The organism is Micromonospora sp. NPDC051227, from assembly GCF_044455385.1.
Lineage (GTDB): Bacteria > Actinomycetota > Actinomycetes > Mycobacteriales > Micromonosporaceae > Micromonospora.
Genome location: NZ_JBITET010000005.1, coordinates 343,570 through 363,885, shown reverse-complemented (window position 1 = coordinate 363,885; position 20,316 = coordinate 343,570). Strand labels below are relative to the sequence as shown.

Sequence of the window (20,316 nt, the reverse complement as noted above, 5' to 3'; positions counted from 1 at the left end):
TCGTTGAGCGCTACCGGGTGCGGGTCGGCCAATCGCGTCTCGCCGAAGTTGTGGCTGATTTCCCCGGTGGCTGCGGGCTGCGGACGCGTTGGCACGTCCGCAGCTCCGCTGGCGTGAACCGGGTGCGACGTTCCGGGGGCCGGTGGCCGGTGGCCATGCCGTCGTGGATGACCCGCAAGGAGCGCGGGACCGGTCGTTGTCCCCGAATCCTTACGAGCGAGCGCGGATGATCGTCTTCCCGGTGATCCGCTCGGTCGGGTTGAGAGCGGAGACGGCGTCGTCGAGGTCCGCGACGTTGCCGATGTGCGTCCGCAGTCGCCCGTCCCGTACCCGCCGGACGATTTCCCCCAGTTGGGCGCGATCAGGCGTCACGACGAAATCGATCGCCAGGCCGTCCGCAGGCCGCACCTCGGGCGCCCCGACGACGGAGACCAGGACTCCTCCGGATCGAATCAGGCCTGCCGAGCGCTTCCCGATGTCGCCGCCGATGACGTCGAAGACCAGATCAACTCCACCGACGGCTTCGAGCGCGTCGCTCTCGAGGTCGACGAACTCCTGCGCGCCGAAGTCGAGCGCCTTTTGACGGTCGGCAGCGCGTCCGGTGCCGATGACGTAGGCGCCGAACTCACGGGCGAGCTGCGTCACCATCGAACCGACTGCGCCGGCCGCACCGTGCACGAGGACGCTCTGCCCCGCCTGAAGGCGGCCGTGCTCGAACAGTCCCTGCCAGGCGGTCAGGCCAGAGATCGGCAGGCTCGCGCCCACGGTGAAGTCGACGTCGCCGGGCAACGGCGCGAGGTTGCGTGCCTCGACGGCCACATACTCCGCCAGCGTGCCATCGCGGGTCCAGTCCGTGAGGCCGAACACCCGCTGTCCCACCGACAGTCCCGTCGTGCCGTACCCGAGAGCGGTGACCACTCCGGCCAACTCGTGCCCGGGTATCGACGGCGTCCGGTCACGGCCGAGGCGATCGGTCCAGGTCGAGGGCCACGCCAGCTCGGTCGGGACGAACCCCGAGGCGTGAACCTGGACGACGACGTCGTTGAGGGCCGGTTCCGGGTCAGGCCGCTCCGCCAGCCTCATCCCGGCCGTTCCCGCAGCCTCGTCCGTCACCACAATCGCCCTCATCAGATACCTCCTTGTATCCAGCCCTCGTCCGCACTGGCACGAGGAACACATCTCCGTTTCCCCGCATCGGCGGCGCCAAGCCTCGACGGCGGAGCACACCACGCTGATCGGTGGCGGTTGGGCCGGGAGGATGCTGCCGGGACTGGCGGGGACGTTTGTCGGACTCGACGCCGACGGGCAGGTCGGGCAGCCCGTTGCTACCGGCTGCGCCCCGTTGGACGTCCCGAAGCTAGTCGCGCCAAACTGGTCTGTCAAGTCCACTATAGGTCCACCAAAATGCTGTTGTAGTCGCGGGAAGTACCAGCTCAACCTCGTGGGCGAGCCAACGGTCCGCCATCGGCCGGCATCCGTTTCCGGACTTCATAGTCCAAGAATGGTGGGGGCTGTGGGAATACCATCGCCCCGGAGAGTGTCTGTACCTGCGTGCCCAGGTGCGCTGCACCTGGCTCCGCAGCTAGGCGCCGCAAGGCCGTGAAGGGAGAGCTGTGCCCCAGCAGACCCAGTACCACAAGAACCCGGAGGCCGTTTCGGGGCTCAACCCGGAGCAGTACCACGTGACCCAGCAGGACGGCACCGAGCGACCGTTCGCCAACGCCTACTGGGACAACCATGAGCCCGGCATCTACGTCGATGTCGTGTCCGGCGAGCCGCTGTTCGCATCGGTCGACAAGTACGACAGCAACTCCGGCTGGCCGAGCTTCACCAAGCCACTCGCCAAGACGAACGTCGTCGAGCGCGGAGACTCAAGTCACGGAATGATCCGGACTGAGGCCCGCTCGCTGCACGGGGACAGCCACCTCGGCCACATCTTCAACGACGGTCCCCCCGAGAAGGGTGGACTGCGCTACTGCATCAATTCCGCGTCGCTGCGGTTCATCCACCTCGACGACCTGGATAACGCAGGGTACGGCGAATACCGCACCCTGTTCACGAGTGACGCCAACACTGGCGCGACCACAGGCATGGAGACGACATGACCACCGAAAAGGCAATCCTCGCCGGCGGCTGCTTCTGGGGCATGGAGGAGTTGTTCCGCCGCCAGCCCGGCGTTGTTTCCACGCGCGTCGGCTACAGCGGCGGCGACGTCCCGAACGCCACCTACCGCAACCACGGCACACACGCGGAGTCCATCGAGGTCGTCTACGACACCGACAAGACCAGCTTCCGCGCGCTGCTCGAGTTCTTCTTCCAGATCCACGACCCGTCGACGAAGAACCGCCAGGGTAACGACATCGGCGTCAGCTACCGCTCGGCGATCTTCTACACCAGCGACGAGCAGAAGCGGGTTGCCGAGGACACCATCGCCGACGTCGACGCCTCGGGCCTGTGGCCCGGCGAGGTCGTCACCGAGGTCACCGCGGCAGGCGACTTCTGGGAGGCCGAGCCTGAGCACCAGAACTACCTGCAGACCTACCCCGACGGATACACCTGCCACTTCCCCCGCCCCAGGTGGAAGCTTCCGAAGCGGGCGACGGCCTGACCCCTCCGGCGCGCGGACCCACGTCCGCGCGCCGGTCCCGGCCGAAGTGGTCGGCCCGGACAAGCAGGCCGCCTGATGGTTGCGGGCTCTGCCGGGGGGGCCGCTCACGACGTGTGGCCAGCAACGGTGGAAGGGCCTTCAAAATAGGACCAAATGGTCCAGGTTATTTCTCACTAACAATGATCTAGCGGTACGGCAAGCCGTTCACCGGCCCTCGGCGCTTACGTTCGCCCTTGACCATCAGGTGAATGCGACACGACACCGAATGGACTCCAGGGTCCTAATCCCCCTAGATCATCTGGTGCGCTGGATACACTTGACAGATGAGCGACGAGCAGGTGGCTGCGCCGACGAATAGGCGGAGGATCAGTCAACGGGGCATCGCGACCCGAGAGCGGATCCTCGAGGCAGCGAACCGGCTGATGCTCGTGCGCGGAGTGAACGCGACGACCCTTGACGACATCCGCGAGGCGAGCCAGACGAGCAAGTCTCAGCTCTACCACCACTTCGCCGACAAGCAGGAACTCGTGCGCGCCTTGGTCAACTATCGAGGGGCGCTCGTGCTTGAGCGTGAGCGCGCAGGGCTCGAACGACTGAGATCGTTCTCAGGGCTGGTCCGGTGGCGTAACGCGCTGGTCCAGGCCAACTCGCTGAACAACGGCAAATACGGGTGCGGCCTCGGGTCAATGGCTCTCGAGCTGTCCGATCAAGATGAGCAGGCTCGTTCGTCTCTGTCGGAGACGTTCGCGGCATGGGAAAAACTGATCAGCGATGGTCTGCACCGGATGCGGGACAGCGGTCTTCTCCGCCAGGACGCCGACCCGGAGAAGTTGGCCACGGGGTTGATGGCCGCTTTGCAGGGCGGCTACCTGCTGGCGAACGCCGCGCACGACGTCGCACCCATGGAAGTCGCTCTGGACATGGCGCTGGAACACATCAAATCGTTCCTCGTGCAGCCGGCCGGTGAGCCTGCCCGCTAATTGGCCCACGCCCCGTTACCACCGCCAGCAGCATCGATCCGGTGGCGGCGCCTGGCCCCGGCCGGCGAGCCCTCTTCACCCGACACCACCCGCAAGACCTAGAAGATCTTGGTCAACCTGCGCCGTCGTCGCCCGTCTACCCCTACTGGGCGCGCGTACCAATGCTGGCACGGTGGCCCAACTGGTCGAGCAATGCTGGTTGACAGCATGCATCGATCTCCCCAGCCGGCGCACATCAAAGGACTGGTTGGTCCATTATCGGATCTGGGTTGATCGGCTCCAGTTCGGGCAGGCATGGCCTGAGCCGCCCCCTAACAGCAGCTTGATCCACCACTCACCCAGGTTCGCCTGGGCCGACGACTTCTCTCAGCGATCGGCTAGTTGGACTACCCAGTCCGCTAAGGCTAACCTTCGAAGGCACCCCGCCATGGGGTGACACGCCTGGCCGCAGCCTCGCTCAAACTGCGGCTCGGCTGCTGCTGGGTCCGTATCCCTGGACCTCACCACTGGATCTACAGGAAGGCGCGGCCGTGCTGAGGACAGGTCGCTCGGCCTGGATCAGGGACAGTTCTGCGACGATCTGGCAAGCCAGGCGCACGCCGGCCGCATCGACAGCGACATCGACTCCGCCGACGACAGCGGAGTGTCCGGCACCCCGACGTTCTTCATCAACGGCCGCCGCCACTACGGCGGCCTACGACATCACGGCCTTGACCGCGGCCATTCGTATGGCTCGGGCCCGCGCCCGCCTCGGCCGCGACGCACAGGCGACCCGCAGGTGAGGCGTGATCGGCACCTGCCCCGCGAGGCGCGCGCATCACGGAAGCAGAGGTGCGACCCAGAGCGTGCGACGGCTCCGTGGGTCTGCCGCACCGATGTGGACGTCTTCACCACTGGTGCTGTCGTTGTCACCTGTAGGAGGTCACCTCTTGGATACCAGGATTCAGAACGTCCGACTGAACGTCACAAACGAAGACCTCATGGCTCTGGCAAATGCCGGGGCCGCAGCCTTCGGCCATACCGCCACACTCCAGGTGGACCGCGCCCTGGCCCAGCTTCTCCGATTACGCGTCGCGCAAATCAACAATTGCAGCTACTGCCTTCTGGTGCACCACGCCGCCGCCCGCGCCGCCGACATCCCGCCGGCCAAGGTCGAGACCCTCACCGCGTGGTGGGAGACGCACCTGTTCACCGAAGAGGAGCAAGCCGCGCTGGCCTATGCCGAGGCGTTGACCCGGGCCGCCGACGCCACCACCAACACCCGGTTCCAGGAGGCACACGACAGAATGGCTGCGCACTTCACGGAGGATGAGATCCTGGAAATCGTGGCCGTTGTCATCAACATGAACATCTGGACGCGACTCAAGCTCGCCGAGGGTGCCATGCCCACGACGGCGCCTCCCGTATGAGGTGATACCCGGCGCTGTCATGGGAGTGGCTGGCACGTCCGGAGGGGGCGGTGGGCGATTCCCGCCGCCCCCTCCGGGCGAGATCACTTCCCGTACAGCTCGAATTCGTAGAGCGAGAACCCGTACGAGGTGGCCCGCTTGACCCCGTACACCCGCACGTAGCGGGCGGTGACGGGGGCGAAGGTGGCGTTGTCGACGCCACCGTTGCCGGTGGTGGTGGCGAACACCGGCGTCCAGGAGGTGCCGTCGCCGGAGACCTCGATCCGGTACGAGGTGCCGTGCGCGGCTTCCCAGCGCAGCACGACCCGGCTGACGCTGCGGGCCGCCCCGAGGTCGACCCTGAGCCACTGGTTGTCGTTGTAACTGCTGGCCCACCGGCTGCCGAGGCTGCCGTCGACCGCCTTGTCCGGCGTGTGGCCGGTCAGGAACTGGGTGCTCGACGCAGTCGTCGGACGGCCCTGCGCCAGGTTGGTGACGTCGTCGCCCCGGCGCGCCGGGAACGAGACGACCTGCTGGTAGGTGGGGCGGTTCTGCCAGGCGATCACCGGGTGGGTGATGCCACCGAGCCCGGACTGGGCGATCGAGTCGGCACACCACTGGTCGCCGGCCCCGCAGGACTTGTCTCCGGGGTAGACAGTGGTGGCCGGCACCGCGGCGGCCTGGCCGAGTGCGTCGAGCAGTGCCTGCCGGCAGGCGTCGAGGTTGCCGTTGCCGCAGTACGCGCGGCCCAGCCCACCCACCACCGGGTCGCCGAGTACGGTGCGCAGGTCCTTGTCGACGTAGCCCCACCAGCCGTACTGGAACGACGAGCCCTTGTGCGCCTGCCCCTGCAACGCCCAACTCGCGGCGCCGTCGCGTCCGCCGTTCTGGCCGCCCGACGGCGCCTCGTTCACCTCGATGGCGTCGACCAGCGCGGCGTAGAGGTCCGACCCGAGGCCGGGGCGGAACTGCGCCGAGGCCAGCAGCGGCCACCAGGCGTCGAAGATCCGGATGGCGTCGGCGTGCTGGTAGACCTTGGAGCCGGGGGACGTCTCCACCCGGCGGGCCCCGGCCTGCTGCCAGGCCCGCAGCTTGTTCACCGCGTCGGCCAGCGCCGGATCCGTGACCGGCGTGCTGTCCAGCACCCGCAGCAGGTCACCGAGAACCTGCTGGCCGCGCAGGTCGGTCACCGCCGCATCCGCCATGATCTTGACGACGTCGGCGCGGCCGAGCTTGCGCTGGGCGATCGCGGCGCGCACCGGGCCGTCGAGCAGCTGAGCCCGGTGTACGGAGCCGAAGCTGAAGTTGCCGTCCGCCGCCCCGAAGTCCCGCGCCTGCTTGTTGTTCCAGCTGACGTAGTAGTCCTGGTTGACCGACTGCGGATGCGCCGACGCCGGGGTGTAGGTGGCGTCGTTGGTGTCCGGGTTCCAGCCGGCCCACTCGTACGCCGGTTCGGCCTTCGTGGGCAGGTTCGGGTCGGCGGTGGCCGGGCGGACCGGGTTCGAGCCGGAGTTGAAGTACGCCGCCTCGGTCGAGTTGACGTAGAACCAGTTGAACGCGTACCCGACGGTGGCCGCAGAGGCCTGGAAGGCCGCGGCGCTGCCCATCGCGGACGGGTCGTTGTAGGCCTGGAAGCCGATCGCCGAGTCAGCCTCGTGCCGGTAGGTCGAGCGCAGTTTGGTGAACGCGGTCGGCTGCCCGTTCACCAGGCCCCGGTGGGCCACCAGCCCGTACTTGGTGCGCAACGCGCGCAGGGTGTACGAGCCGGCCGGGGTGGAGTCGGCCAGCGTCGGGGACCAGGAGTTGCGCTGCTCCAGCGCCTCCATGGCGAGGCACTGCCCGTGGTAGAGGTAGCGGTTGGTGCGCAGCGTCGGGGCGCTGCCGTCGGTGGTGCACAGCGGCACCGCGTACGTGTCGGTGAGGTCCTGCGAGGCGGAGGTCGCGCTCCACGCGTAGTCCTGGCCCCGGCCGAGCAGCACGTAGAGGTTGAGCCCGGCGAACGCGGCGCCGCGAGCGCTGATGCCGGGCCCCTGCAACTCCTGGAGCATCAGCAACTGCGGCGCGAAGTAGCCGGTCTGCGGCCCGAACACGGCCACCGGATTGCCGGTGGTGGTGTGCCGTCCGGAGACCACTACCGCGTTGGACATGCCGTGCGCGCGCAGGTTGGCCAGGCCGCTGAGCAGCCCCGGTGTGGCGGTGCTGGCGCCGGTGCGGGCGGCGGCCCCGCCGGTGGCGTCGTACGCGAGGGGCTCGGCGACCACCGAGCCGGCGTCGGGGAGCACCGCGCTGGTCGCGCCGGGCGGCGTGGCCCCGTACGGGAAGCTCTGCCCGTCGTGCAGGGTGAGCACGGTCTCCGGGTCGTTCTGCGAGCGGAACGCCGCCCACACCCGGTCGCCCTCGGTGGTGCCGTACTTGGCCCGGGCGGCCACCCGGACCAGCGCGGACTGGATCTCGCTGCCGCCGCCCCCGCCGAAGAGCCCGCCGACGACACCTGCGGTGGCGATGAGGTCGGTCATGGTGAAGTGCGTCGGCTTGCCTGCGCCGGCAAGCACGTACTCGCCCGGGTAGTTGTCGTCGGCGATGGACTTGTCGATGTAGGCGTTGATGCCGGCGATGTAGTCGACCACGTCGGTGTGGAGCTGCTGGCCCCGGGCGCCCTTGAGGCGCAGCGCGTCCACCTGGGCCTGGAGGTCCGCCTCCGAGTAGGGCGAGTTGGCCCAGATGCTCTGCTCCAGCTCGCGGTTGCCGGGCGCGCCGCCGGCGAACGAGGTGAGCGTGCCGCGGCCGGCATGGCGCAGCAGGTCCATCACCCAGAGCCGGTCCTGGGCCCCGGCGTAGCCGGCGCCGAACATGGTGCCAGCACGGGTGGTGCCGGTGACGTGCGGGACGCCGGTGGCCTTGTCCCGCACGATGGTGACGTCCGCGCGCGGCGAGACGGTGCTCTCCACCTGTGCGGCCGGGACGCCGAACGAGGCGTCGTTGTAGAACTGGGCGATCTGCTCGTCGGTCAGCCCGGCGTAGTTGTAGACCAGGTTCGCGTACTCGTCGAGCTGGTCGCTGGAGTGCGCCGGGCGGGTGCCGAGGGCCTGGTGGGCCAGGATGGCGACCAGCGTGGCGTTGCCGTTCTGCCCGGGGGGCAGGATGTCGGCGCACTGGCCGAGGCAGTAGTCGTTGGCGGCGAACGTGTTGGCGGCCAGCGCCGGTGACGGCGGGGTCACCGTCAGGACGCTCGCGGTCAGGACGGCGGCGGTGAACGCCGCGAGCCGGTTACGGAGAGCGGGACGGGGCATGGCGATCCTCCGGGGACGCGGAGTCGGGCCGTTCGGTCACGCCCGGCTGCCGGTGCCGACGTCTCGCCCTCCGCGCCCGGGCGTTCCGCCAGTAGGTGAGAGTGACTCGCATCTATCTTCGGGCAATGATCGACGTAGGACCCTCCCCCGGGATACCCGTCGTTCACCACGCGCCAATGCCGACGTTTCGCCGCCTCAGGCTGACCACTGCGCGGTGTCGCCACTACGGAGGCGGTCCAACTCGGCGAGGTACATCGCCTGCATGCGGTCATAGTGCCGGACCAGCAGCATGACCTCCTCGACGCTGTAGCCCTCGATGAGCTGCTCGGCCCGCTCGGCGAACCGCTCGTACGGTCGCTCCAACTCGGCGATCCGCTCCGGCCGCAGGGCGACGATCACCCGCCGCCGGTCCGCCGGATCGCGCTCGGCCGTCACGTAGCCCGCCTGCTGGAGCCGGCGGAGCATGCTGGTCACCGCCCCGGTGGTGAGGTTGGTCCGCTCGGCGACCTGCCCCGCGGTGGCGGATCCGACGTCCGCCAGGTAGTCCAGGCACTCCAGATCGCTCACGGTGAGGCCCAGCCGCTCCGCGATGGCGTACCGGAACACCATGGACAGCCGCGACGTCTCCCGCCCGGCGCGCATGAGGTCGGTGATCGCGGACGCACGGGCCGGCTCGTGGGACATGCCCGCCATCATCCCTCCGGCACTGTGACCCGGTGCAGCCGAGGTAACACGCGGGTCAGCACCCAGTGCGGTGCGGCCGCTCCCCCGGTGAGGCGGCGCATCAGCCTGGCGGCGGTGTCGACGGCGCGAAAGGCGTAGGGCACCATCTCGTCCTGGTAGCTGGCGATCGCCTCCTCCACCGGCGTGCCGCCGGCCCGGGCCTCGACCAGCTTGTGCCCGAGCAGGGCAGCGTCGCGCAGCGCGGTGTTGCCGCCGTGAGCACCGAACGGCGGCATGACGTGCACGGCGTCGCCCATCATCGTCGCCCGGGGCACCGCCCACCGGCGCGGGCGCTGGCCGGTGGCGAAGAGGTTGAGCACCGTGGCGTCCAGTTCGGCCGTGCCGACCAGCCGCCGGATGACCGGGTGGAAGTCCATGCTCATCCCGGAGACCAGTCTCCACAGCGCCAGCAGGTCGCCCCGGATGCCCATGGGCACCTCCTCCTGCCGGAGCAGCAGTCCCCACATGACGTAGTCGTCGCCGGTGGGCGCATAGCTGCCCGGGGCCAGGCGCGCGAACGCCTCCGCCGGGCTCTCGCCGAACCGCATGGAGGTGAAGAAGAAGGCGCGGCTCGGCCGGTCGGCGATGGCCAGGACCCCGCTGGTACGCAGCGCGTCCGGGATGATGCTCTCGCCGTTGCGCCAAAGGGGCGACCGGCCGTAGATGCCTGCCATCGGGGTGTTCGCCGGATTCGCGTCCGGCATGATCTGCGCGCGCAGCGCCGAGCCGACGCCGTCCGCGCCCACGACGACGCTTGCCGCGGCGGCCCCGCCGTCGGAGAACAGCAGCCGCGGCCGCGCCGGGTCGCCGCCGTCCACCGCGACGGCGTCCTTGCCGTAGTGGATGCGCCCGTCCAGCCCGGACTGCAGGATCGATCGCAGGGTCAGCCGGTCGACCTGGCGGGTCGCATGCGGCTCGTCCTTGAAGGTGATGGTGAATGCGTCCCGCAGCCGGCTGTCGGTGAAGCGTAGGTGCCCGCCGGGCTCGTCGCCGGTGGTCAGCGCCAGGTTGTACAGCGAGCGGGGCAGGCTCTCGCGCAGCGCCTCCAGGCCGTACCGGTCGAGAATGATCCGATAGCCCTGCCGCCGGACGAAGGGGCCCGGGTCCCGCTCGTAGACGTGCACGTCGATGCCGGCGCGCATCAGGTGCTGGGCGAGACAGAGGCCGGAGAGGCCGGCGCCGGCGATCGCCACGGAGAAGTCCGTCGATATGGTCACGGGGTTATCTTAATGACTAAGATGATTTGGGCAAGGCCGCCGCCATGCCAGACGCGGTCTCTCACGCCGCCGAAGGCGCACGAGCGCTGGAAGGATACCGACGTTCTATTTGAGCGTCGCGAAGGCTGATGGCGCCGCCGCCCGGAGGAGACCTTGGTGGGCTGGCTGTCGGGTGTCGTTTACGGCGAACCTCCCCGGACCGGTCTCGCTTGTGGGAAGGATGAGATGTATTCGCCCAGGGACACGGTGAGCGGGGGTTGCTCGTGAACGACGGATTGGTGACCAGGCGCAGCGCCCGGGATGTCGGAGAGACGATCTCCGCGCTGAGGCAGGCCCGGCCCGAGATCGCGATCGACCTGCCGATGCGGGTCATGGTGCGAGACGACGGCCAGCCCGGCTCACTGATCACCTGGCAGGACCCCGCATACCTCGCCCAGCGCTACGGGCTGGCGACCTCGGCGCCGCCGGGTCGCGGGCCGGCGGTGAAGTCGGCACCGTGAACCCAGGGCCAGACTCGCTGAAGTACCGGTACGAGTTGAGAGCCGCACAGCGATCGTTGTGGTGCCTTCGGCTGGTCTCGCGCTTCTTCAACGAGCGAGTGACTAACATCGTTCATCTTCGATGAATTCGGGTTTGTGTCTGGTGAATTTTCGTGGGACTGCTCTAACCTCGATACATGGTTTCGCGTCGATCCGTCCTGCGGGCGGTCCCGCTTGCGGCCGCTGCCCTTACCGCCGCCCCAGGTGATCCCAGTTGGCTCGGTCCGCCGTCCACCTCGACGGATGCGGCCCGCGTACCATCCGACCCGGCCACGATGCAGACCGCCGCTACCGCGGTTCGCGGCTTCACGGCCGACCTCTACCGCACGGTGGCATCGGCCCAGGCAGGCGGCAATGTGGTGTGCGCGCCGTACTCGGTCGGGCTCGCGCTCGCGATGACCAGGGCGGGTGCCGGCTCGACCACGGCGGACGAGATGGACACGGTGCTCCACGCGCCGCATCCGCGCCCCCGCGCGCTCGACAACGGGCTCAACACCGTTGAGCAGACGCTCGCCGGCCGCTACCAGGACGGCGACGGAGTCAAGCAGCCTCGGCTGACCACGGCCAATGCGCTGTGGACACGACTCGATCTGTGTCTGCGACCCGGGTTCCGGGACACCCTGGCCGGCTATTACGGTGCCGCGCCGCGACCGGTCGACTTTCGCGGCGCGCCGGAGGTGGCCCGCCAGGAAATCAACACCTGGGTGTCCGATCGGACCAACGCGAAGATCCCGGAGCTGTTGCAGTCCGACGCCGTGAGCCCCGCCACCAGCCTGCTGCTGACCAACACGATCTACCTCAAGGCCGCCTGGAAGTACCCGTTCACCCTGACGGCCACGGCGGTGGGGCCGTTCACAAGGGATGACGGGACTGTTGTCGACGTCCCGATCATGCGCGGGCCGTTCGACAGAATGGGCTACCTCGAGGGGGATGGGTGGCGCGCAGTCGACGTGCCGTACGCGGGCGACGGGCTTGCCATGGCCATCGTCATGCCGACCCGGGACGATCTCGCTGCGGTCGAGGCGAGCCTCGATACGGCCTGGCTGGGCGCGTTGCTGAGCGGGTTCCGGATCACCGACGTCGAACTACGCCTGCCCCGGTGGACGTTCCGCCTGCCAGCCGAGCTGGGTGCCGCGCTGGGCAGCCTCGGCATGCCCACGGCATTCACGTCACAGGCCGATTTCACCGGCATGAGCACCGACCCGGCCCTGTGCATCGACAACGTGGTGCACGAGACGTTCATCGCGGTGGACGAGAAGGGTACCGAGGCGGCAGCCGCGTCGGCCGTCATCGTCCGGCCGCCGTCGATCCCGCAAGGGCCGCAGTTCTTCGTCAACCGGCCATTCCTGTACGTCATCCACGACCGCCTCACCGGCGTACCGCTGTTCCTCGGCCGGGTCCACGACCCGCTGGTCGACGGCCCAGCCTGACCGGACGGGGCCAGGCGACATCGTCGGCCAATTCGTACCACGAGCCGGGAAGCGCCTCGCCCCTGCGACGAGCGAATCGTGGCATCAGCGGGCTATCCACCTGATCGGCGAACGGGTGGGGTTCCGGGTGGGGAGGCTGGACCGTGGGTATCGCGTGGCGTGAGTCGCCGGAAGAGTCGGCTGCGCACCAACGCGCGGGAGTCGTCGGCGGAATCTACGTCGTCTCCTACGTCGCCTTCGGGCTACCCATCGTCATCGAGGGGCAGCTCGTCGGCCCTCTCGGCGAGGTGCCGGCAGTCGTCTGCTACACCGCGTTGACGGGTCCTCCTCACGCTCATCAGCCTCGCCGCCCAGATCCGCATCACACGGCGCACCCGCGGCTGACGGACGCTTGGCACAGCGCCCGTCAGACTCGATCAGCCGGCCCGCGACCTCCAGGCCGAGGCCGTCCAGGCGGGTCGGGTGGTCACGTCGGGGCGGGAGAAGGTAGGAGCATCACTTCGACTCTCCCCCACCGCGCGACCCGCCAGCCCGCTCAGATCGGTCAACGGCGCACCCGACAGCGCAGGTGAAGCACCCGGTTGCCCTGAATCACCACGTCAGGATCCTCCAACAGGTGCTGCGCGTGGACCGACCCGAAGTAGCGCTTGCCGGAGCCGAACACCACGGGTACGACGTCCATGCGCACCTCGTCGACCAGGCCTGCGGCAAGTACCTGGCCGCCGACGTCGCCGGCGGCGACCTCGACGATGCGGTCACCCGCGAGCTCCTGCGCCTTGGCCACGGCTGCCTTGACGCCGTCGACGAAGTGAAACGGCGCCTCATGGTGCCAGCCCTCGGGCTTCGGCCGATGCGTCACGACGACCACGTGGTCGATCCCGCTCGGAGGCTTCCCGTCCCAGCCGTCCGTCATGTCGAAGACGTGGCGGCCGGCGATTGTCACCCCGATCTGGTCCCAGTACGGCCGGATGTAGTCGTAGGACGCTCGTGACACCTTCAACGCGCCGCTGTCGTCCAACGGGACGTCACCGCTGGTCAACCAGTCGAACAGCGGCCCGGGCTGGTCGTTCTCGTCCGCGATGAAGCCGTCCACCGACACCGAGCTGTACATGACTACTTCGCCCACGGGCGCGCTCCTCTGCTTGGGGATGCCCTCAGGTTAGAGTTTCGTGGGCTGTCGCTCTTGTAAGGAATCAATCGGTCGGTAGCGGCCAACCGTCCAGCACGTGGCCGGGATGTTCGCGCAGGAACCGCCGCCTGAATTCGACGTACCGGGTCGGTGTGAGCCCGGTGAAGGCCCGGAACTCGTGGCCGAAGTGGGCCTGGTCGAAGTAGCCTGCGCCACCGGCGAGGCCGGCCCAGTCGATCGGTTCGGCGGGGTTGATCGAGAACACGGTGGCGGCGAAGCGGTAGGTGCGGGCCAACCGCTTCGGCGTGACGCCGACGAGCTCCTTGAACCGCTGTGCCAGGTGAGTGCTGCTGACACCGGCGGAAACCCTCAGGTCGTCGATCGCCACCGCCCCGCTGGTCGCAGCGATGATGCGGCTCGTATGGCGGACGAGCCCCAGGCCGGCCGCGTCGCCCAGCCGTCGCATCAGCTCCTCCTCGAGCAGCGTCAGCATCTCGTGAGGTCCCTCGGCCGTAGCCAGCCGGTCCCGCAGCTCAGCAACGGCGGGTCGGCCCCAGATCTGCTCAATCGTCACCGGCCGGTCACACAGCTCCGCCGCGGGCATCGGCAGGAACGGTGCCGGCCCCCACGGCTTGGAGTGCACGCCGACGGACCGGGTCCGGAATGGGTAGCCGAACTCGAACGCCCGGGTGGGCGTGGTGACCACGCAGCCGTCGGCGTACTCGGCCGTCTCGACGTCGGTGCCGGCACGAATGCGAAACGGTGCCCCGAGGTTGACGATGAGGAACGCCGCCGGACTTGCCGGCAGCATCAGCCGGGCGTACGGCGGCGCACCCTCCAGGTAGTAAAGGTCGTCGATCAGCCCGTCCAGCGGCGGTCGCGGCACTCTGGACACGTACTCCACGCCGACAGTATCGCCGACGTGGCCCCGGGCTGTTCGCCGCCGAAGCGGAACGGTGTGGCAGACCTGCCGAAAACCTTCGTACGTCTCGTGGCGGACCGGCCCCTCGGCCGGCAGCAGGTTCATTCGAATTTCGGGTCACTCCTGCGGTGCGATCAGCCGGTCGTCGGTGGTGTCGTGGACCGTGATCGCCTCCACCGGGCACGAGTCGGCGGCGTCGAGGATGACGTCGGCCGGGGCGACGACGTCGGCCAGCGGCGCGGACAGGCCGTCGACCAGGCGGAAGTGCTCGGGCGCGGTACCGGCGCAGATGCTCGTGCCGATGCACCGGCTCGAGTCCACCCCGATCCGCCAGGCGGTACTCACCAGGCCACCGGCATGCCGAGCAGGCCCCGCACCAACATGCCCCGCTTCCACTCCAGCTCGGCTTCCGGTACGGCGAGCCGCAATCCGGGCAGGCGTGTCACGAGGGTGGAGACGGCGACCTGCAACTCCATGCGGGCCAGCTGCGCGCCGACGCAGTGGTGTACGCCGTGCCCAAAGCCCAGGTGCGGGTTCTGCTCGCGCTCGAGATCCAGCCGGTCCGGGTCGGCGAAGACGGTACCGTCCCGGTTCGCCGACGACAGTGAGCCGAGAACCGGCTCACCCGCTAGGACCAGCACCCCTCCGACCTCGACGTCCTCCTTGGCGTACCGGGCGAAGGATGAGCCGACGCCGAGCGGCACGTACCGCAGCAGTTCCTCGACCGCGGCCGGCACCAGCGACGGGTCGGCCCGTAGCCGAGCGAGCTGGTCCGGATTGTGCAGCAGGACGTAGACGAAGTTGGGGATCTGGGTCACCGTGGTCTCGTGGCCAGCCGCAAGCAGCCCTCCGGCCAGCTCCACCAGCTCGGTCTCGCTGAGCCGATCCTGATTCTCGTCGCGGGCCCGCACCAACGCGCCGAGCAGGTCGTCGATCCCCGGCTCGCGACGGCGCTCGGCGACCAGACCACCGATGTAGCCCCAGAGACTGTTCAGGTACTCCTGGATCGTTTCCATGGGCAGGGAGGTGGTCGAGACGATCGCCTCGGACCAGATGTGGAAGCGGTCACGGTCGGCGTACGGTACCCCGAGCAGCTCGCAGATCACCTGGATCGGCAGCGGCGTGGCGACGTGCTCCACCAGGTCGGCCGGAGGACCGAGCCGGACCATGTTGTCGACGAGTGTGTCGGCGATCTCCTGGGCTCGGGGTCGCAGCGCCTCTACCCGACGTGCCGTGAACGCCTTCGCCACCAGCCGACGCAGCCGAGTGTGATCGGGCGGATCCATGGTGAGCATGCCGCTGTACTGCTGGCGCGGGGTGAGCCGGGGCTCGTCGCGCTGGACGGCCGGGGCGCGGCCGAACCGCACGTCGCCGAGGACCGTACGGACGTCCTCGTACCGGGTGGCGAGCCACGCCTCCTCGCCGTAGGGAAGCTTTACCCGGGTCATCGGCTCGTTCTCGCGCAGCTCGCCATAGGTCGGGTCGACAACGAGGCGGTCGGGCACACTGAACGGGTACGGCCGCGCCGGCGGAACGCTTCGGCTCTCGGTGGTCTGCGCGCTCTCCGTCATCCGGATTCCCTTCGTCGAGACGGCGTGATCCTCAGGCCGGCACCACGTTCGTGGCGGCGCCGGATTGCCAGCGTCCAGGGCTTGCGGACAGCACACATCAACGCTCAGTAATCCGTCGATGTCGGATCGTAGCGAGAGATGTCGATGATCGCCATGGAAGCCGGTCCGCCGCCGGGGTGCGGCAGCAACGCCGCACCCCGGCAGGGACACCAATCGGGACTGACATCACGACCACATGTGTCGAGAGCTTCCGAGCCACCCGGGCTCCAGGTCAGCAGCCGAGCCGCTTGCCCGAAAGGGCGATGTCGTCAATCCAGAGGTCAAACTCGCCCGGTGTCGTGCCGCCCTGGTAAAGCTGCCAGCCGATCTTCACTGTGTCGACCGTCGGCAGGACGAAGGGAACGTCGTTGCCACCGTGGTCGCTCGTGGAGGCTGTCAACTCCGGGTTCGCCACGCCATCGATCCACACCGCGACGCGGTTGTCCGTTGCGTCGATCTTCCACTCGAAGCACTGCCAGGTGTCCTCAGCGACCGGGGCGGACTCCCGCCAGTTGGTCCAGTCGCCGGTCGGACCGCCGTCGGCGCCGACCCCCCAGAAGGTTCCGGGGACCGTGGGCGCGTACTGCCCACCGACCGGACGGACGACCTCCGCGCTGCCGGTGCCGGTCGCTTCCACCAGCGTGAAGTGCGCCCAGTCCGGGGCCGTGGGGAAGGCGTCGACGCGCAGACGCATCCGGCCGTAGAAGCGGTTGCCCGGCGCGGCGAAGTCGTCGACGCGCAGGAAGGCACGCCCGTTGTCAACGGTGTGGATGTGCAGCACCTGGTTGCCACGACGGGCACGTTCGACGGTGAGCGTGCCGTGGCGGGTGTCGACGCCCCAGTTCACCGTGCTGGGCCCCCCGGGAGGCAGTCGCTCGAAGTCCTCACAGAAGAGCAGGCCGCGGGGGCACGAGGGCGGGGAGGCTCCCGACGCGCCGGCCGGAACGCTGCCGACTGCGGCGCCGAGAATCAGGGCGGCGCTGAACACCGCGAGAAATCTGCGCATTGTCATCCTCCGAGACGGCTGGCTCCCCAGCAAGGGGCCGGGCCAGCAGGAACTTTCCGGCCATGCGACGCTGGGGTGCTCCCGCCTGCACCGTTGCGGCGCGGTTGCCTCCGCGCTGCGGCGATCCGAGCTATCCCGGCACGCCGCATCAGCTACGACCACATTGATGAGCGTCATTATATGTGAAGAGGTTGGCTTCGGTCGGCCGGCAGTGGACTTGCCTTCCGGCGTTGACTCGGAGCCAGGAAAGCATAACGCTGTGGAAGCGCTCCCATCGTCGAGCTCCTATGCGAAAGGAATGCTCGTGCGTCCCACCACAGCTCTACTTCCGGTCGTGCTCGCCACGGCCCTCGGCGGCCTGGCCCTGCCGGAGCCCGCCCTGGCCGCAGCCGGCCCGGCGCTGGCCGTGGACACCACTGCCGCCCGGCACCAGATCAGCCCGTACGTCTACGGCATGAACTTCGCCGACCAGGCCCTCGCCCGCGACCTGCGGCTGCCGGTGCACCGCTACGGCGGCAACGCCACCACCCGCTACAACTTCCGTGCCGACACCACCAACCGTGCGTCGGACTGGTACTTCGAGAACATCCCCAACGACAACCCGAGTCCGGCCGACCTCCCGCAGGGCTCGGAGACCGACCGGTTCGTGCAGGAGAACAAGGCCACCGGCGCCGCCACGGTCATGACAATGCCGATGCTCGGCTGGATCGCCAAGGACCGGTCGCGGGCGTGTGGCTTCAGCGTCGCCAAGTACGGCCCCCAGCAGTCCACCGACACCTGGGCACCGGACTGTGGCAACGGCATGAAGCCGGACGGGTCACCGGTCACCGGCAACGATCCGGCGGACACCAGCGTCGCCGTGGGTCCGGAGTACGCCGCCGACTTCGTCAACCACCTCAAGGGGCAGTTTGGCGCCGCCGCCGACGGCGGGGTCCAGTTCTACAACCTGGACAACGAGCCGGACCTGTGGCACTCCACCCACCGCGACGTCCGCCCGGCCGGGCTGGGCTACGACGAGCTACGCGACCGCACCTACGAGTACGCCGCCGCGATCAAAGCTGCCGACCCCGGCGCGAAGACGCTCGGTCCCGTCGGCTGGGGCCTGAACTCGATCCTCTATTCGGGCCTCGACCAGGACACCTGCTCGCGCACCGGCTGCTGGTCGAACCCGCCGGACAAGGCCATGCACGGCGGCCAGGACCTCGGCCCGTGGTACCTGGACCGGATGCGCGAGTACGAGCAGCAGCACGGCACACGCATCCTCGACTACTTCGACGTCCACCTCTACCCGCAGCAGTCCGGCGTCTTGGGCGAAGCGGCCGGCGACGCCGACACCCAGGCGCTGCGACTGCGCTCGACCCGCCAACTCTGGGACCCGACCTACGTGGACGAGAGCTGGATCAACAGCCCGGTCCGGTTCATCCCGCGCCTGCGCGAGTTGGTCGACCAGCACTACCCGGGCACGAAGATCGCGATGACCGAGTACAACTGGGGCGGCCACGGGTCGCTCAACGGCGCGCTCGCCCAAGCCGACGTACTCGGCATCTTCGGCCGCGAAGGGCTCGACCTGGCCACCCTCTGGACCGCACCCGAGGCCGACCAGCCGGTGGCCAACGCCTTCCGCGTCTACCGCAACTACGACGGCAAGGGCGGCGCGTTCGGCGAAACCTCCGTCCAGGCGACCAGCGCCGACCAGGGCAGGCTGGCCGTGTACGCCGCCGAGCGGAGTGCCGACAAGGCCCTCACCCTGGTCGTCATCAACAAGACCGGCGACGACCTGACCAGCCCGATCGCCCTCACCGGCGCCTCCGCCAGCACCGCTCAGGTCTACCGTTACAGCGGGGCCGACCTTGCCGGCGTCCTCCGGGAGGCCGACCAGCCGGTGACCGCCGGCGGCCTCACGGCCACCTTCCCGGCCAACTCGATCACCCACCTGGTGCTGCCGCGGGATACCACGCCCGGCGACACCCAGGCGCCGACCGCCCCGGGCAAGCCGACCGCCGGCACGCTCACCGGTGACAGCGTCGCGCTGGCCTGGACGCCCTCCACCGACGACACCGCTGTCACCGGCTACGACGTGCACCGGGTCGACACCACCGGCACCGTGAAGGTGGGCAACGCCGTCGGCACCACGTACACCGTGACCGGGCTGACGCCGGACACCCCGTACACCTTCGTGGTAACCGCCCGCGACGCGGCGGGCAACGTCTCGGCGGCCTCCCCCGGCCTGACCGTACGGACCGCGCCCACCGCCCCGACCCTCGGCTGCACGGTGGGCTACACGGCGAACAGTTGGCCGGGCGGCTTCACCGCGACCGTGACGATCAAGAACACCGGCACCACTGCGATCGACAGCTGGAAACTCGCCTTCGACTTCCCCACCGGCCAGAAGGTCGGCCAGGGCTGGTCGGCCACCTGGAAACAGAACGGAACAAGCGTCACCGCAGACAGCATGAGTTGGAACGGCAAACTCGCCCCCGGCGCGTCCACCAGCACCGGCTTCAACGGCACGTGGAGCGGCACCAATCCGGCGCCAACCGCCTTCAACCTCAACGGTCAACGCTGCGGGTGAGCTGAGAGATTCCTACTCCGTACCGACGGAGTAGGCCGGAGGGGTCCGGGGCGCAGCGCCACCCCGGCCCCTCGCTCTCGACCGGCCGTTCGGGCCAGAACCGTGGGCACGGCCGTGCTCGCCGAAGTCTTCCGCGCCCTCGACGGCCCCATCCGGCGCTACGTGGAGACCATCGATGACATCAATCCTTGTGCGGTCGCACACCAGCAGGCCCGGCCGAAATCGTGCAGCTCGCCATCTCACCGCGAAATCATCAACGAGTGCCCCTGGGTCGGACTGTCCGACAAGCGATCAGCACGGCGGCAACAGCGGCCGCGGCCCAGACGCTCAACCGCACCGGCCAGGCCATCGCGCTCTCCGGCGGCGGGGGCAGCAGCACCATCTGCAGCGCCGCACCGGCTGGAACAAGTAGGACGGCGAGCGTTCCGACCGGACCAGAACGTCGGATCAACGCCCCGACAGCCCCGAGCAGAGGGCCGACACACACGCTCACGAACAGCCAGTACTGCGTCGTCCCGCCCCACCAGATGTCGCCGTCGAAAATCACGTCCACGCCGTAGTACGCGATGGTGGCGAAGATCAGCGTGCAGCCGCCCGCCACGGCGCCGCGCAGCATCCCCGCCGCCAGTCGTACGCTCCGACTCACCATCCAGCCCACCAGCACGGCCATCGCTGCCCAGGCCCATCCGGCGTCGAGGATGAGACTGGCGAACTCCGCAGCCTGTGACCAGCCGCCCCGCTCAGCACGCGCGGTGCCGACCTCGCCCAGCAGCACCGGCACATGGTTGACGATCGAGTCGACGGCGCCGAGCGCCACCCCGGCGGCCGGACCGACCACCACCCACCACGGCCCATCACGCCACGAGATCATCGCGATCATTGTGTCGCAACCAACCCGTCTC

Annotated in this window: 17 protein-coding genes and 1 pseudogene; 8 read left to right on the top strand and 10 right to left on the bottom strand. The window is 69.0% G+C overall.

The genetic code is table 11. The features are described 5' to 3' along the window. Positions 1–210: 210 nt before the first annotated feature. Positions 211–1,083 (bottom strand): NADP-dependent oxidoreductase, encoded by an 873-nt coding sequence (locus ACIA47_RS16570; RefSeq protein WP_396708814.1) that lies wholly within the window; start codon positions 1,081–1,083, stop codon positions 211–213. Between the two features lie 530 nt (positions 1,084–1,613). Here ACIA47_RS16570 and msrB point away from each other — a divergent pair. The 5 genes and pseudogenes from msrB to ACIA47_RS16545 all read left to right on the top strand — a co-directional run bounded on the left by msrB (position 1,614) and on the right by ACIA47_RS16545 (position 4,997). Further along, the gene (msrB, locus tag ACIA47_RS16565; protein ID WP_396708684.1) at positions 1,614–2,105 is read left to right on the top strand and encodes a peptide-methionine (R)-S-oxide reductase MsrB; all 492 of its coding nucleotides are present in this window, start codon (positions 1,614–1,616) and stop codon (positions 2,103–2,105) included. Next, entirely contained in the window at positions 2,102–2,608 is a 507-nt protein-coding gene (msrA, locus tag ACIA47_RS16560) for a peptide-methionine (S)-S-oxide reductase MsrA (protein ID WP_396708682.1), read from the top strand. Before msrB ends, msrA begins: the two co-directional genes overlap by 4 nt. Before the next feature lie 323 nt (positions 2,609–2,931). Then, complete coding sequence (locus ACIA47_RS16555) at positions 2,932–3,588, top strand: TetR/AcrR family transcriptional regulator (protein ID WP_203119538.1); 657 nt, start codon at positions 2,932–2,934, stop codon at positions 3,586–3,588. Positions 3,589–4,081: 493 nt separating this feature from the next. After that, positions 4,082–4,237: pseudogene (locus ACIA47_RS16550) on the top strand (hypothetical protein); the annotation flags it as partial. Between the two features lie 331 nt (positions 4,238–4,568). Further along, complete coding sequence (locus ACIA47_RS16545) at positions 4,569–4,997, top strand: carboxymuconolactone decarboxylase family protein (protein WP_203119536.1); 429 nt, start codon at positions 4,569–4,571, stop codon at positions 4,995–4,997. A gap of 83 nt (positions 4,998–5,080) precedes the next feature. On the opposite strand, the gene ACIA47_RS16540 is transcribed toward ACIA47_RS16545, so the two are convergent. The 3 genes from ACIA47_RS16540 to ACIA47_RS16530 all read right to left on the bottom strand — a co-directional run bounded on the left by ACIA47_RS16540 (position 5,081) and on the right by ACIA47_RS16530 (position 10,206). Beyond that, positions 5,081–8,266 carry a penicillin acylase family protein gene (locus tag ACIA47_RS16540; RefSeq protein ID WP_396708679.1) on the bottom strand — a complete coding sequence of 1,062 codons (3,186 nt, stop codon included), beginning with the start codon at positions 8,264–8,266 and terminating at the stop codon, positions 5,081–5,083. A gap of 195 nt (positions 8,267–8,461) precedes the next feature. After that, the gene (locus ACIA47_RS16535) at positions 8,462–8,950 is read right to left on the bottom strand and encodes a MarR family transcriptional regulator (RefSeq protein ID WP_238410626.1); all 489 of its coding nucleotides are present in this window, start codon (positions 8,948–8,950) and stop codon (positions 8,462–8,464) included. A gap of 8 nt (positions 8,951–8,958) precedes the next feature. Beyond that, positions 8,959–10,206, bottom strand: a complete 1,248-nt coding sequence (locus tag ACIA47_RS16530; RefSeq protein ID WP_396708677.1) for an FAD-dependent oxidoreductase — start codon at positions 10,204–10,206, stop codon at positions 8,959–8,961. Positions 10,207–10,484: 278 nt separating this feature from the next. On the opposite strand from ACIA47_RS16530, the gene ACIA47_RS16525 reads away from it, so the two are divergent. After that, entirely contained in the window at positions 10,485–10,706 is a 222-nt protein-coding gene (locus tag ACIA47_RS16525) for a hypothetical protein (protein WP_396708675.1), read from the top strand. Positions 10,707–11,020: 314 nt separating this feature from the next. After that, complete coding sequence (locus ACIA47_RS16520; RefSeq protein ID WP_396708673.1) at positions 11,021–12,175, top strand: serpin family protein; 1,155 nt, start codon at positions 11,021–11,023, stop codon at positions 12,173–12,175. A gap of 544 nt (positions 12,176–12,719) precedes the next feature. Here ACIA47_RS16520 and ACIA47_RS16515 read toward each other — a convergent pair. The 5 genes from ACIA47_RS16515 to ACIA47_RS16495 all read right to left on the bottom strand — a co-directional run bounded on the left by ACIA47_RS16515 (position 12,720) and on the right by ACIA47_RS16495 (position 16,842). Continuing rightward, positions 12,720–13,301 carry a dihydrofolate reductase family protein gene (locus ACIA47_RS16515; protein WP_396708671.1) on the bottom strand — a complete coding sequence of 194 codons (582 nt, stop codon included), beginning with the start codon at positions 13,299–13,301 and terminating at the stop codon, positions 12,720–12,722. Positions 13,302–13,368: 67 nt separating this feature from the next. Then, entirely contained in the window at positions 13,369–14,208 is an 840-nt protein-coding gene (locus tag ACIA47_RS16510) for a helix-turn-helix domain-containing protein (protein ID WP_396708669.1), read from the bottom strand. A 135-nt stretch (positions 14,209–14,343) separates the two neighbouring features. Continuing rightward, positions 14,344–14,571, bottom strand: coding sequence for a ferredoxin (locus tag ACIA47_RS16505; protein WP_091404755.1), 228 nt, complete (start codon positions 14,569–14,571; stop codon positions 14,344–14,346). Next, entirely contained in the window at positions 14,568–15,797 is a 1,230-nt protein-coding gene (locus ACIA47_RS16500; RefSeq protein ID WP_396708667.1) for a cytochrome P450, read from the bottom strand. Before ACIA47_RS16500 ends, ACIA47_RS16505 begins: the two co-directional genes overlap by 4 nt. Positions 15,798–16,068: 271 nt before the next feature. Continuing rightward, positions 16,069–16,842 (bottom strand): hypothetical protein, encoded by a 774-nt coding sequence (locus ACIA47_RS16495; protein ID WP_396708665.1) that lies wholly within the window; start codon positions 16,840–16,842, stop codon positions 16,069–16,071. A 304-nt stretch (positions 16,843–17,146) separates the two neighbouring features. On the opposite strand from ACIA47_RS16495, the gene ACIA47_RS16490 reads away from it, so the two are divergent. After that, entirely contained in the window at positions 17,147–19,414 is a 2,268-nt protein-coding gene (locus ACIA47_RS16490) for a glycoside hydrolase family 44 protein (protein ID WP_396708663.1), read from the top strand. Between the two features lie 253 nt (positions 19,415–19,667). Here the strand turns inward: ACIA47_RS16490 and ACIA47_RS16485 are convergent, their stop codons facing one another. Continuing rightward, positions 19,668–20,285: a hypothetical protein gene (locus ACIA47_RS16485; RefSeq protein WP_396708661.1), complete on the bottom strand. Its 618-nt coding sequence runs from the start codon at positions 20,283–20,285 to the stop codon at positions 19,668–19,670. Positions 20,286–20,316 lie beyond the last annotated feature (31 nt).